Origin of the sequence: Pseudoalteromonas sp. SR43-7, from assembly GCF_014163785.1 — a bacterium.
GTDB lineage: Bacteria > Pseudomonadota > Gammaproteobacteria > Enterobacterales > Alteromonadaceae > Pseudoalteromonas > Pseudoalteromonas distincta.
The window spans coordinates 188,514-203,064 of record NZ_JACJDY010000001.1 but is presented as its reverse complement, the minus strand read 5'-3'; the positions used below and the strand labels follow the sequence as shown (position 1 = coordinate 203,064).

The following is a 14,551-nucleotide window of genomic DNA, read 5'->3' as shown; positions in this document are numbered from 1 at the left end:
TAAATATCATTCCGTCAATAAATCAACTATAGTTATTTATTAACCTCCTGTGACTTATTTATACTCTGTCGTAAATTTAATAATAAGAAATGAACCCGGCAATAAAGCTAATATAGTCGCCAATTACACACACTCGGTGTACAATTAATCAGGTTATTCAAGATAATAACAACTAGGTAGGAATAATTATCAAATCTAAAAACCCTCGACTCTCTTTACAAGAAGGCCGAAGCCAATCTGGCCTGCGTGCTCATAATGAACGCCGAATTATGTCATTAATTCGCCAACACGGTAGTGCTCCAAAAGCTGAAATAGCACAAAAAACAGGGCTTTCAGCACAGGCCGTCACAGTAATTATCAATAGTTTAGAAGCCGAATCGTTATTAATACGGAAAGACCCTCAGCGTGGCAAGGTTGGCCAACCAACCATCCCATTTGCGTTAAATCCAGATGGTGCATTTGGAATTGGCTTAAAAGTAGGTCGTCGCAGTTTTGATTTAACCTTGATTGACTTAGTAGGAAATATACGCGCAACTTTGCACGAAAACTGCGCTTACCCCACAGTACAGAGCTTGCTAACCTTTTTAGAGAAAGGGATCAGCGTACTTAAAATGAGCTTAAGTGACGAATTAGCCAAGCGTATCTTAGGTGTGGGTGTTGCAACCCCTTACGAAATTTGGAACTGGACAGAAGAAGCCGGCGCTCCAAAAGCAGTATTGAATGAATGGAAGTCTTTTGATTTTAAAGAAAAAATAAATCAAATTGTACACCTTCCCGTGTATGTATGTAATGATGATACCGCGGCTTGTTCAGCTGAATTAAGCTTTGGTAATCCTGCTCGTTTTAGCGATTTTTTATATATTTTTATTGGTACTTTTATTGGTGGTGGAGTTGTTATAAACGAAACCTTATTTACCGGTAAAAAAGGTAATGCCGGCGCTATAGGCTCATTACCTAGGCCTATGCTTAATAGTGAAGGTCAACTAACCTCCCAACAACTTATTATGCAATCATCACTGTATATTCTCGAAAAAATGCTCAAAGGTGATGGCTACAATACTGACATACTGTGGAGTTCAAAAGAGTATTGGGGAGACTTAGGCCCCGTACTCGATAAGTGGATAGACCAAGTTGCAGATGGTCTCGCCTACGCGGCATTGTGTTCTTTAGCTATTTTTGATTTTGAGGCGATTGTCATTGATGGCGCCATTCCTATCAATGTCAGAGAAAAAATAGTTTTGGCAACAAAGTTAAAATTGAGCCAGGCTGATCATCGCGGTATTAATCGCTGTGAAGTACAAAGTGGCTCTATTGGCGCCAAGGCTCAATCAGTAGGCTGCGCTAACCTTCCGTTACTTATCAACTTTTCTCAAGATCACGCAAGCCTTTCACACCACTAATATACTTTAAAGTTAAAAAGCAGCCATCGGTAACGTTGGCTGCTTATTCATTTTTTATCAGAGGTAAAAAATTCACTTAAACAATCAAAAAGCTGTACAAAAAATAATAAATAATAATAGTTGATTTATTATTTTAAGTTCTCTACATTCTATTTACAAATTTGATAACACTGACATGTTTGATTAATAAAACCGCAAATTTGTATACACACACAACAAAGAGAGAACAGAAAAATGAAAGTATCAGCAAAAATGACTCTAATTGCAGTCGCTGTAGGTCTATCCATATCCCCTAGCGTCTTGTCACAAGAGCAACAAGAAGCAAAAAGTGATTTAGGGTTTGAGCGCATCATTGTAACGGGAACATCTCGGCCAAAAGAGAAAATCGAATCAACTAATGCAATAACTACCTTTAACGAAGCAAAGTTAGAGCAATTGGCTCCGCACAGTGTTGCTGAATTAGTGCGAAGTATTCCTGGTTTTCATGCCGAAGACACCGGTGGAGAAACCGGTAACAACGTAGCCCCACGAGGCTTTCCGTTATCAACGCAAACAGAGTTTACAGCACTACTTCGTGATGGTATGACCGTGTTTTATAATCAAGATATTTTATTTACTCAAAATGATCGCTTTACCCGTTTGTCTAATTTTGTTGGCAACGTTGAAGCTATTCGTGGTGGTGCCTCGTCAATTTTTGTTGGTAGCGCGCCAGCTGGGTTTATTAATTTTATTTCTCGTGAAGGCTCCGATGATACCCAAGGTGATGTGTTTTTTGAAACCAACAGCAACAACCGCCTAGGTGGACAAGGTTGGGTTAGCGGATCAATAGACGATCAGACAACCTATGCTGTTGGCGCTTGGTATCGCAAGGATGACTCCGCACGCGATCCGGGGTATACAGCTAACCAAGGTGGTGAGCTTAATGGCAATATTAAGCACTTTTTTAAAGATGGCAGCGGCTTTACCCGCTTTGAGTTTAATAAACAAAACGATAGATCATTCTTTTTTATTCCTCAGCCATTAATAGGCTCAACCACCAATGCTAAAACAATCCCAGGCGGGATGGATATCAGAGATGGCACCACCGGTAACTCAGCAGGTGCGCGTTTATTAACTCTTAATAACACCCCAAGCGGCGACATTGATTTGGATATTGCAGATGGTAACTACGCTAATGTGACCTACTTTGGCAATACAACCGAAATTGAAATCAACGAAAACTTAGTCTTTTCAAATCAAATGCGTTATACCGATATGCTAACAACCTTTACCGGCATCATTAACGTAGGTAACGCCGAATCGTTAGCTAGTAAAGCACAAGCTATATATGCTGCAAATACTGATGTCCTTGCAGGTGCCATGGTTGATGGTAACCTAAGTTACGATATACGCGATGCAGGAAACGGCTTTGTATTGGCTGATTCAAGCAACGTAAATACCTACAACACCAATGGATACGGAATAAACGCAGGCTTTTGGCATAGACGTTTTGAAGGCGATAACTTTCAAAACGAAACCAGATTCAACTACACCTTTGATGATGTAGGCGAAGGGACTCTTTATGCTAATTTTGGCTTATTCTTCTCTAATATTAATGGCCATGTTACCGACTATCGAATTAATACACTGCAATCAGTAGAGCCCCTGCCGCAGCGCTTAGATGTTGTATTTACAGATGCACAAGGTCTTGACATTGCCAGCGGTACTTACAAAGGTATTCAGTCTGGATCACATGGTTTTGCCGATATTGTTTATAGTGAAAATACCCTGGCGCCCTTTGCTGACTTTGAATACGAGCTTGAAGATGTGTCGTTTAATCTGGGCCTAAGGTACGAAACCCTCAAAGCAGATGGGGAAGCGCAAAACCAAGCTAATTACACAATTGACAGTTTTGCCAGCGATACTGATACCGTCAATGGGAATATTACCCTGCCCTTTGGTGATGGGACTTACCGAAACTTTGATGTTGAATACAACGAAATGGCATGGACAGTTGCAGCTAACTACAAATTTAACGACGACTTAGCGGTATTCACTCGATATGCAGATGGTTTTCGTATGCCTGATGTAGATAAATACATGGCGATTACCAACCTAACTAGTCAAGAGGAAATTAATCAATTTAATAACTCTGAGAGGCGTGAAACACAACCAGCTTCAACGGTAATGGCCGAAGTGGGCATTAAATATAACGAAGGTGATGTCGCAGCATTTGTAACCGGTTACTTCGCCGCTGCGGATGATTTATTCTTTAATGTACCTACTGTTGAAATTGGTCAAGTAGTGCAACGTCAAGCCTTTAGAAACACAGAAACCTTAGGTGTAGAAGCCGAATTTAACCTGCAAATCACTCAAGACTGGCGCATTGGTGTATCTGCAACGTACCAATCACCCGAATTTGTAAACACACCAGCGGCGCAATACTTAGATGCTAATGGAAGCTCTGCCTCTATTGATATAAACGGCAACTTACCTGTACGTGTGCCTAAGCACTTTGGCCAATTAACTAGTAGCTATCAGTTTGAAGATTTTTCGTGGGGTATGGCAGCTATTCATGGTAGCTACTCTTGGAGCGGTAAACGTTATGCCGACGACGCCAACACAGCAGAACTGCCTATGTATGGCATGTTAAACCTTGGTTTATCCCTTGAAAACGAAGACGGTTATTACCTTCGTGCCGATGTTAAAAACCTAAATAACTCAGAAGGCTTATCAGAGGGAGATCCTCGCGCAGGTGAAACGGTAGCAGGTCAAGCAACTACATTTAATGCGCGCGTTGTCTTACCTCGTACCTTTAGCCTTACTATTGGTAAGCGTTTTTAATTTTACTCTAATCTAGGGTATCGTCATGCAAAGCGATACCCTCGCAATTTTTAGGAAAATATAATGGAAGTAGTTGCAATTGGTGAAGCTTTAATAGATATACTCTCACATGACTGCATGCACAATAAGGCATCAAATAGCGAACTAGACTTCACACAGTTTGCCGGAGGCGCACCTGCTAATGTTGCTGTAGCCGTAGCAAAGCTTGGTGGTTCAAGTTATTTGCTTGGTAAAGTAGGCAATGATAAATTTGGTCGCTTTTTAATAAATGCACTCAAAATGTATAATGTAAACACATCTTATGTTGGCTTTTCAAAAAAAGGGAAGACGGCACTCGCGTTCGTATCGTTGGATGAAAACGGTGAACGTACATTTGAATTTTACGAAAAAGATGCTGCACATTACGATTTACAAATAACCGATTTAGAGCCCTCTTTATTTTCAACACCTAAAATTGTGAGTTTTTGTTCAGGCTCTTTTGCAAAACCTTTAGTATTAAATACAACCTTACATGCGCTAAAACACTTTAAAGAATCAGGCTCGGTTACATGCTTTGACATTAACTTTCGTTCAGCCTTCTGGGATGAACCACTCACAGCTAAATCTGTTATTGAGGATGTTGCTAAAACAGTTGATGTTATTAAAGCGAGTAAAGATGAGCTGATCTCGCTTTATGGAATAGAGCATATTGATACCACCATTAGAAGTTGGGTAGATAGTGGCGTAGCTTTAGTTTTAATGACCGATGGTGGCGAGCCTATTACTTTTTCATCTAGCTCATTTAGTGGTACTTATCCTTGCCCTCAGGCATATGTTGTGGATACCACAGCTGCAGGCGATGCGTTTGTAGGTGGTTTTTTATATCAAATATCTTCGCTAGTGAGTAATAAAACAGAATTTACTGACTGGGCAAGTAACTTTACTAACGTTTCAAAGGCTATCGACTTTGCTACTAAGTGCGGAGCCAAAACAGTAGCAACGTTTGGAGCCTTTGATGCCCTACCTACATTCCATGATATCTCGGCGAGTACCCTTAAATCTTCGTGTCGATGTTAAAAACCTAAATAACTCAGGAAACTTATCAGAGGGAAGTTTCACTCAGGTGAAACGGTAGCAGATCAATCAACTATATTTAATGCGCGCGTTGTCTTATCTCGTGTCTTTAGCTTTACTATTGGTAAGCGTTTTTAATTTTACCCTAACTGAGGGTATCGTCATACAAAGCGATACCCCCGCAAGTTTTAGGAAAAGACAATGGAAGTAGTTGCAATTGGTGAAGCTTTAATAGGTGTACTCTCACATGACTGCAAGTGCCAAAATTGCTTAAGTATCACGGTAATTCTCCCTATTTATAATACTTCTTTTATTGGCGACTCATTTTAGTATCACCTTAACATGAGTTGCCTATATCAAAATCGTTTTTACACTAGTCTTCTTTTACATTTAATACGTATTGGTTTTGTCTTATTATTTATAATGCCACGGTTTTAATATTGCCAGTATGAAAGAAAAAATAAACATCGTGTGGTTTAAACGTGATTTACGTCTTAGCGATCATCAACCATTAAAAAATGCATTTAGTAATGGCTTACCGACCCTGTTACTTTATAACTTTGAGCCATTACTGCTCGAAGATGCACACTACAATGAGCGGCACTGGCGCTTTGTGTATCAATCAATAGTTGAGTTAAATAATCAGCTAGCGCGTTTTAACGCCTATGTTTATATATTTAATTTAAATATGAACGATTTACTTGAGTCGTTAAAGATGCAGTTTGAAATAGTTAATATTTTTAGCCATCAAGAAATCGGCTTAAACAACACCTTTGAGCGCGATAAGGCAATAAAAGCATGGTGCCAGCATAACCACATTAATTGGCAAGAGTCGCAAACAGGCGCGGTAATTCGCGGCAAAAAAAATCGTAATAATTGGAACGAACGCTGGCAGCAATCAATGCAAGCACCTATTGCTGTTCCTAATTGGAAGAATATAAAAACAATTACCCTCAATAACTATCAAGCACCTGAGCTGCCAAGCGCTTACACTCAAGATCATGACAGCTTTCAAAAAGGTGGCCCACTGAATGCGCGAACTGTAATGCAGAGCTTTTTTGCCGAGCGCGGTAAAGGTTATCAAAAAGGAATATCGAGCCCAAGTTTAAGCCAAACCCACTGCTCTCGGCTTTCGCCCTACCTAGCATGGGGGAACATTAGCCTTAGGCAAGTGTATCAAATGGCCATTGATGAATATCATTCAAAACACCCTGACAAAAGAGGTTGGAAACGCCCACTAGCAGCGTTTGTATCGCGCTTGCATTGGCACTGCCACTTTATGCAAAAGTTTGAAAGCGAGTGCTCCATGGAGTTTTTAGCCCTAAATCCGGGTTATCACGTATTTCCGTATCGTGATGATGAACGTGTGAAAAACGATATTGAACGCTGGGCGCAAGGTCAAACTGGTATTCCAATTATTGACGCTTGCATGCGCTGCTTAAAAGCCACCGGTTATATAAACTTTAGAATGCGCGCCATGCTTGTAAGCTTTGTAACGCATCATTTAAATATAAGCTGGCAGCAAGCAAGCTTTCCTCTCGCTAATTACTTTTTAGATTTTGAGCCCGGAATTCACTACCCGCAAATTCAAATGCAAGCCTCGGTAACAGGCATTAACACCATTAGGCACTACAACCCAATTAAACAATCAGAAGATCAAGACCCAACAGGTTCGTTTATTAAAAAGTGGTGCCCCGAGCTTGAAAAACTCCCTATTGAATATTTACATCAGCCTTGGGAGCAAACTCCAATGGAAGCTCTCTTTAACGACTTTAAGTTAGGGGATGATTACCCTGAACCCATGCTTGATTTAACAGCCGCCTCAAAAGAAGCACGCGAGCGCTTATGGCAATACCGTGAGCGAGCCGATGTTAAACGCGCCATAGGGAGGATTCTTAAAAAACACGTTGGGGGTACTCAAAAAGTTACTCGAACAAAAAGTAAAACGGATACTAAAAATAACAGTAAGGCTAAGTAAGCATGGCGCACAAAAAACTAAACTTACCTCAAAAAATGTGTCCTATTTGTAATAAACCTTTTACGTGGCGTAAAAAATGGCAGCGCGACTGGGATAACGTTATTTACTGCTCAGAGCGCTGTAAGCGAAATAAACAGGGATAACAATTAACTGGCGCCTATTTTGCAGCATCATCTGTAATTAGTGCTTTTGAGGCTTTATATAAGTTTATTTTGTAAATAACGCTTAGCTAGCCTGAAAAGCTTACACTCTAGCAAGGAGAAGATGATGACGATTAAAAAAACGGCAAGTTCAACATGGTCTGGCGACATTAAAACAGGCAAAGGTAGCATATCAACTCAAAGTGGCGCGCTTAATAAACAACCTTATGGTTTTAATACCCGCTTTGAGGATGAGGCAGGCTCAAACCCTGAAGAATTAGTAGGTGCAGCGCACAGTGCATGCTTTAGTATGGCGCTTTCACTTGCATTAGGTGATGCAGGCTTTACCGCAGATAAAATTGATACTAAAGCCACTGTAAGCCTTGATGAAGTAGATGATGGTTTTTCGGTGACGCATATTGCCCTTGAGGTAACTGCGCGTATTAATGATATTCAAAACGAGCAGTTTCAAGCCTTATGTGAGCAAACCAAAAAGAGCTGCCCTATTTCAAAACTCTTAAATACCGAAATATCACTAGATGCGACACTTCAATCAGCATTTTAAATATTTAGGTTTAGACTATTGTAAGTAGAACACATTAAACTAAAGCCAAGTAAATTATTACTTGGCTTACTAATCATCAAGATACCTTTTTAGAGCTGCTTATACCTAAGACTTCAGATAATAAAGCGATCCCCATGCCAAGCGCGGGCCAAATCACCCATAAGGTGTTTGGTGATGTAATTAAATTAATTAATCCTAAAAACACTAAAGCAACTGCATACTGTTTAAAACTTTGAAATATTGTTGTTGATGTATTCATGTTTATCCTCCTGTTAATGTATAAATCTATTTTTATATAAAAACGAAATGTAAACCCCTGCCAAATGTCATTAAATAGCATGACATTAGTCATAATATCACTCACATATAAATAATTACTTATTACGTTAAAAAAAATATAAACTAATACTTTAATCTGTTTGTGTTAGGATCTACCCTCAACTAACTTTAAAAATAAACATAAGAGGATGAACTAAGTGATCGAAAAATCAAAAGATTGTGAAAAAGTGACATGTAGTAATTGTGCTGACGCTAACGATCTCGAATTTGATTTTTCTATGGCTTTTCAACCGATTATAAACTGTAAAACTCGCCTAATTTATGGCTATGAAGCATTGGTTAGAGGTTTAAATGGCGAGTCTGCTTATTCAATTATTTCAAAAGTGAATGAAGACAACCGCTATGCATTTGATCAGCTTTGTCGTATTAAAGCCATTCAACTAGCCGCAAAGCTGGGCATAACATCAATACTAAGCATTAACTTTTTACCTAATGCTATTTATAAACCAGAGCGATGTATACGCACCACACTAGAAGCTGCAAAAAAGTATAACTTCCCAATTCAAAATATTATGTTTGAATTTACTGAAGTTGAAAAAATTGAAGACACCGCACACATTAAACGCATTGTTGATTACTATCAGTCTCTTGGATTTAAAACCGCCACTGATGACTTTGGTGCAGGTTATTCTGGTTTAAATCTATTGGCTGACTTTCAAACAGATATTATCAAGCTTGATATGGCGCTCATACGCGATATTAACAACGACAAAAAACGCCAACTAATAGTAACTCATTGCTTAAATATGTTTCGCGATTTAAACATAACCGCACTAGCTGAAGGCATTGAAACAGTAGAAGAATATAAGTGGCTTAAAAACGCAGGTGTTGAGCTTATGCAAGGGTATTTATTTGCCAAACCAAGTTTTGAAAACTTGCCTGAGGTAAATTTTAAGGACATAGGTGCTGATTAATACCCAGCACCTATTTTAAAGTTTATTGAAACTTAAGTAACTTACATATTACCCAGCTCTATCATCATCGCTGTGTACATGCGCAAATTTAGCTCTAGTTGCTCAATGGTCATAAATTCATGCTCTGAGTGACCCGTGTAGCGTTTACCTGGCATTGAAGGGCCAAACGATACCGCATTATCAAACAGCTTTGCGTTAGTGCCACCACCTATTGATACAAAGTCAGCTTTTTCGTCGCCCGTAAAATGCTTGAAAATATCAAGCAGCTTTTGCGCATGTGGCGCGCCATCAAGTAGCATAGGTGTGCCAATAATTGTTTCTATGTTAGCAAGTGTTACATTGTTAGTAGCTTGCCAATTAGCGAGTGCATCATCAATTTGCTTTTGTAATACAGCTTCATCTTTACCCATTGGACGACGTGCATTTACAGCAAGTGTTAGCGCATTACCATCGCGCTCAATAACGGTTGGTGCCACTGTCATCGGACCCATAAAGTCGTGCTTATAAGCTATCTCGCCAAACTGTTTACCGTGAATATCTAAACCAATTAACTGATTCACAAAGCCGATTAGCTCGCCGTCACTGTTATTTTCAAGCTCCACGCCTTTAAATAACTCAGCTAAATAAGCAATGGCATTTATACCCGACTCGGGCTCTGATGAATGCGCCGACATACCTTTAACACTTATTGCTAAACCATTACTTTTTTCACTAAAGTTAAATTCAACTTTATTTAATGTTTTAGCTTTTGCTTTTAATGTATTAATAAGTGCCGCGTCTGCATTGTGCAAAACTAAGCTTGCATCTTCTGGAATTTGGCTTCTAAACGCACCACCCGTTACGTTACTTACATATAAACCCGTTTGTGGTGATGTTGCATTAAAAGTAGGTGCAATTAAGCTCCAGCCTTTCTCGGCAACCACTACAGGGTATGATGCATCAATCGTTACTGCATATTTTGGTTGCTCATACGTTTTCATAAATTGAGTAAGCGGACCCCAATCAGACTCCTCAGCAAGGTAAATCATAAGCTCAATACGGTTATTAAGGGTTATGCCTTTATCTTTAATTGCTTTCATGGCGTAAAGCGCTGTTGCTATTGCACCTTTGTCGTCCTCAGTACCACGACCAACTAATTTACCCGGTTCAGATGTATCAATAATAAAAGGGCTTTGTTTCCATTTGCTTGCATTAGCAGGTTGCACGTCCCCGTGGGTTACTACCGTTACTTTTTCGCTTTGCTCGCCCATACCAATTAATACGGTGTAGCCTAAATCTTGGTAGTCAAAACCAAGCTCTGCGGCTTTCATTTTTAAAAGTGCTTTAAAGCCAATAAAATCGGGATTTTGAGGAGTGCTAATGTCGCTTTTATTAACCGTCGGAAAAGCCACTAAGTTAGTTAGTGTGTGTATTTGAGCATTTTGGTAGGTATTTACTGCGTAATCGGCAACGCTATCAATATTTTTATTTAACTGCGCATGTGCGCCAAATGCAAATAAAGCAATACTGGCTAAAGCTAACTTTTTCAAAACAATTCCCATTTAATTAATAACTAAGAGCGGTAATTATAACGCTATGAAGTGCCTACTTATAGCTCTTTACGCCAAACACACAGGTAACTTAAGGTAAATAACCGAAACTCTGGATAATAAATCTATCTCAAGCAGCTATTTTCAGCGCTAACTGCGTTGAACTTACTTGCAATAGGCCAAGTAAATCTCTTGCCCAGAGTTCATGTTAAATATTTATATAGCAGCTTTTATGAGGATGACTGTATAATGCGCGACTTAAAATTAAGAGAGTATTTAATTGTGAACCGTCGTAAAAAAATCGTCACTAAATTTCAAAAGAAAGATAAACGCACTAACGCTAAATTGCATAAAAGCAACAAACCGTCTTATGTATCAAAAGCTGAGCGCGAAAAACTAGCTGAACAAGAAAGTAATGAGCCACAGGTAATCCAAGAGTAGTTTTATGTTACCTGTTGCTTTGATAATTTAAAGTGGCAAAAGTACCGACCACTTACATAACATACCACTGCCGTGGCAACTATAAGTTCAAACGTAGCTAAGTAATTAACTGTATCTACATATGGCATTGCGAGGTTTATACTTTGCATCCAATCAGCCATTTTAAATAATGCAGTTGCCCCAATAACCATTGGAAATGTAAAAGCAGCGTAGCTCGGTGTAAAAGGTCTGCTTAATAACTTTATAAATAACACGTAAACAATCAGTGTTTTTATTATCGATAATATAAATAATGCCCCCACTATAATAAGTGACGGATTAGCTACAATATGAAAATACCCCGCTAATGTTAAACTGGCAGGCGCAGCTAAAATGGCAAGTGTTGGCTGTATTTCGTAGTCACTTTTTAATGCTAATAAAAAACGATAAAACATAATTGGCAGCATTATAGCGTACGTTGATATACCAATAACCAGCGCACTATAAGCTAACCACGCTAATGTCGGATTTCCCGAAAAAGTAACATCTGCAATAATTATCCCTACTGGTGGCACAAACCAGCTGGGCGCCATATCCTCAAAGTTAAACTTTTTTGCTCGCTGGTATAAAAAGCTCACCAAAAATGTGAGATGCAGCACAAAAGCTAAAACCCACATAGTATCACCAGCTAATGGGTTAAATTGCCCAATTGAGTTTGAAATAACAAGATTAGCCATTGCAAATGTAGGGATCACACTTCCTGCAACTGGGTGTGCTAAATCGGCTTTTAATAAATGAGGGTGTAGTAAAAACTTAGCAGCCAAAAGTAAAACTAATACGCCAGCTAATACAGCTCCCAAAAATTGCCCTTGGGAGTTTAAATTAAAAACGTTTTCCCATGTCCATCCCATACTGGCAATACCCAAAGCTAAACCGGCCATAGCTGTTGGCGCACCCATCACTTTATTTTTAAATTGCTTAAAAACTGTACTTCCTAATCATTGGGTGATGAACAAGCTACTGCTTTTTACTGCATTGCCTTAAAATAACGCTGTAAAATTAGTACAAGCGTGCTTAATAGAGCGCTTTTTGCGTACAAATATTTCATAAAAATAAGTTTACGGCTTACATATTAAAGCGTATGAAAAAAGCCATAACACAGTTATGGCTTTTACTTTATTTTAAAATTTAATTTAGTTAAAACGCGTAACTAATGCTTACATTAAATGAACGACCCTGCCCTGCAAGTTGTTCAAACCCGTTGCTGCTATCTTGTTTAAGTGCTGCAATACTTACGCCGCCTAGTGGGAGTTGGTAGTACTCATCAAACACGTTACTCACTTCTGCGCTTAGCGTTAATGAATCCCATGTGGCTTTAGAGCTTAAATTAACCAAGCTGTAGCTGTCTGTTTGGTTTTCAAAACGATTATTATCTACACGGGTTTTAGTATCTACCCACTGCCAAGTTAATGCGTTTTCAAACCGACCCATTTGCTGGCTAATACCTAGCTGGGTTTGCAGTGGTTTAATTTGATAAAGCGGCTGGTTAGTATCGTCGCGCTTGCCTCTCGTATTAGTAACATTAGCGTGTAACTGCCAGTTACCTAAATCCTTAGATTCATAAATGTTGGCTGTTAAATCTATTTTTGCACCATATAAAATGGCATCTACATTAGTAAACTGCAAAATGTTACGCGCAGTGTTGTCCAAGTCATAACTATTGAAGCTTCTTACAATATCAGCATCAATATAATCATTCACATCTGTATACCAAACATTGGTGCTTAATCGCCAACGGTCATCTTTAGCCGATTTAATATAAGTAGCACTTAAAGTATGCGCTGTTTCAACGTCTAAATCAGGGTTACCAATATAGCCATTACCATCGCCATACCAACCAATCATGGTGGTTGCCATATTACTTACGCCCCAGCTGTATCGCTCGTATAAATTAGGTGCGCGGTTTTTACGGGCAAGACCAAATTGCAGCTCATCATAATTTGTTATTTGGTAGTTAATTAATAAGTTAGCATCAACTATAGTGTCGGTTTTATGTCTGTCGCCAGCATTAAAATTCTGTGCAGCAATAGTGTTATCTGTAGACGTATCGCTCATGGTCATACTTTCCATACCCCCCATGTCGCTCATATCGCCCATATCCATCATGCTCATACCGTCGTGGTAAGGCTGAACCTCACCTACTTGGGTATTAACACTTTCAATACGTACGCCTGCATTTAACCATAACTTGGTATTTATTTGGCTCTCAAATTCAGCAAATGCCGCTATGCGCTCTCGTTTACCGTTATTTATATTTACGTAATCGTCTGGTCCCATCATGGTTGAGCCTTCAATACCTGGCCACCAATCATCAATGCTGTAATTGTAATATTCTTGAGCGAGTAAAATACTGCTGTTTTTATTAAGCGCAATACGCCATTTAAGCTGCGTACTTATATCTTGTGCATCGGTTTTCATTGGCATCATGCCTGTTTTTTCTTGGCTAAAAAAACCCATTTCGTGCTTTACGCTATGCCAGTTAACTTGCCCTTCAAGCTCGCTGTTTTCAAAGGAGCGTTTGTATTGAGCTATTGCACCGTAGCTGGTGTTATCGGTCATATCCATATACTGATTTGCAAATCCCTGATATGGGATTTTTTGATGCGTTAGCTTTATAACTAATTGCTGTTTATCATCGCGCATAGCTGCGGTTAAACTATGATTTTGTGCTCGATACAATGTATCTAATACTACATCGCCGTTACCGTCTTCATAACTATCTGCGTCACTAAACGAACCCTGATAATTAAGGCTAAGCGTGTCACTTGCTAAACGTGCACCAACGCCAAGTTTACGTCCGTTATCAACGCTACTGTACTTTGCTGACACATAACCTGAGTGCCAACCTAATTCATTGCTATCGCTATACTGTGGTGAAATAGAATTAACGTTTATTACGCCAGCAATATTATCGCCGCCCGCACTCACTGGCGACACGCCTGCAACCACATTATAAGACGTAATTTGATTAGCCGAGATATACGAAAGTGGCGGGTTCATATGATTAGCGCATGCAGCGGTTACATCTGCGCCATCAATTAACACTTTAACTCTGTCGCCCATTAAACCATTTAAAATAGGGAGGTTAGATACGCCGCCCGCAGCTGAAAAGTCGACACCTAAATCACTTAATAACGATTCTGACGAACCAAGTGCTAAATGCTTATTTTGAGCATGTCCGTGTACTTCAATTACTTCTAAAGACGTATCGTCGGCAAATGCAAAAGTAGATAGCACACAGCTAATAAAAAGTGCGACAGGGGAAAGTAAGTAAGTTTTTTGAGTTTTGCTTTTATAAACCATTGTTAATTTATGCCACTGTAATAATTG

12 protein-coding genes are annotated in these 14,551 nt (G+C 39.3%); 8 read left to right on the top strand and 4 right to left on the bottom strand.

The annotated features are described in order from the left end of the window. The first annotated feature begins 182 nt into the window (after positions 1 to 182). The 6 genes from H5087_RS00905 to H5087_RS00880 all read left to right on the top strand — a co-directional run bounded on the left by H5087_RS00905 (position 183) and on the right by H5087_RS00880 (position 7,959). A complete protein-coding gene (locus H5087_RS00905; protein WP_310736076.1) occupies positions 183 to 1,400 on the top strand; it encodes an ROK family transcriptional regulator in 1,218 nt (405 codons plus the stop codon). A 234-nt stretch (positions 1,401 to 1,634) separates the two neighbouring features. Further along, entirely contained in the window at positions 1,635 to 4,223 is a 2,589-nt protein-coding gene (locus tag H5087_RS00900; RefSeq protein WP_182670854.1) for a TonB-dependent receptor, read from the top strand. 63 nt (positions 4,224 to 4,286) lie between these two features. Next, positions 4,287 to 5,279 (top strand): carbohydrate kinase, encoded by a 993-nt coding sequence (locus tag H5087_RS00895; protein ID WP_182670853.1) that lies wholly within the window; start codon positions 4,287 to 4,289, stop codon positions 5,277 to 5,279. 445 nt (positions 5,280 to 5,724) lie between these two features. Continuing rightward, positions 5,725 to 7,254, top strand: a complete 1,530-nt coding sequence (locus tag H5087_RS00890; protein WP_182670852.1) for a cryptochrome/deoxyribodipyrimidine photo-lyase family protein — start codon at positions 5,725 to 5,727, stop codon at positions 7,252 to 7,254. 2 nt (positions 7,255 to 7,256) lie between these two features. Next, a complete protein-coding gene (locus H5087_RS00885) occupies positions 7,257 to 7,397 on the top strand; it encodes a DUF2256 domain-containing protein (RefSeq protein ID WP_007376862.1) in 141 nt (46 codons plus the stop codon). Positions 7,398 to 7,521: 124 nt separating this feature from the next. Continuing rightward, positions 7,522 to 7,959 (top strand): OsmC family protein, encoded by a 438-nt coding sequence (locus tag H5087_RS00880; protein ID WP_182670907.1) that lies wholly within the window; start codon positions 7,522 to 7,524, stop codon positions 7,957 to 7,959. 76 nt (positions 7,960 to 8,035) lie between these two features. Here H5087_RS00880 and H5087_RS00875 read toward each other — a convergent pair whose 3' ends face one another. Then, positions 8,036 to 8,218 (bottom strand): 2TM domain-containing protein, encoded by a 183-nt coding sequence (locus H5087_RS00875; RefSeq protein ID WP_002958152.1) that lies wholly within the window; start codon positions 8,216 to 8,218, stop codon positions 8,036 to 8,038. 217 nt (positions 8,219 to 8,435) lie between these two features. Between H5087_RS00875 and H5087_RS00870 the strand changes: the two genes are divergently transcribed. Beyond that, complete coding sequence (locus H5087_RS00870; protein WP_002958151.1) at positions 8,436 to 9,212, top strand: EAL domain-containing protein; 777 nt, start codon at positions 8,436 to 8,438, stop codon at positions 9,210 to 9,212. A 41-nt stretch (positions 9,213 to 9,253) separates the two neighbouring features. Here H5087_RS00870 and H5087_RS00865 read toward each other — a convergent pair whose 3' ends face one another. After that, entirely contained in the window at positions 9,254 to 10,741 is a 1,488-nt protein-coding gene (locus H5087_RS00865; RefSeq protein ID WP_182670851.1) for a dipeptidase, read from the bottom strand. Positions 10,742 to 10,990: 249 nt separating this feature from the next. Between H5087_RS00865 and H5087_RS00860 the strand changes: the two genes are divergently transcribed. Beyond that, the gene (locus tag H5087_RS00860; RefSeq protein ID WP_039487197.1) at positions 10,991 to 11,182 is read left to right on the top strand and encodes a DUF2986 domain-containing protein; all 192 of its coding nucleotides are present in this window, start codon (positions 10,991 to 10,993) and stop codon (positions 11,180 to 11,182) included. Positions 11,183 to 11,184: 2 nt separating this feature from the next. Here the strand turns inward: H5087_RS00860 and H5087_RS00855 are convergent, their stop codons facing one another. Together H5087_RS00855 and H5087_RS00850 are read right to left on the bottom strand one after the other, a co-directional pair. After that, positions 11,185 to 12,102, bottom strand: coding sequence for a TDT family transporter (locus H5087_RS00855; RefSeq protein WP_259397715.1), 918 nt, complete (start codon positions 12,100 to 12,102; stop codon positions 11,185 to 11,187). Positions 12,103 to 12,358: 256 nt separating this feature from the next. Then, positions 12,359 to 14,524 carry a TonB-dependent receptor gene (locus H5087_RS00850; protein WP_182670849.1) on the bottom strand — a complete coding sequence of 722 codons (2,166 nt, stop codon included), beginning with the start codon at positions 14,522 to 14,524 and terminating at the stop codon, positions 12,359 to 12,361. Positions 14,525 to 14,551: the final 27 nt, after the last annotated feature.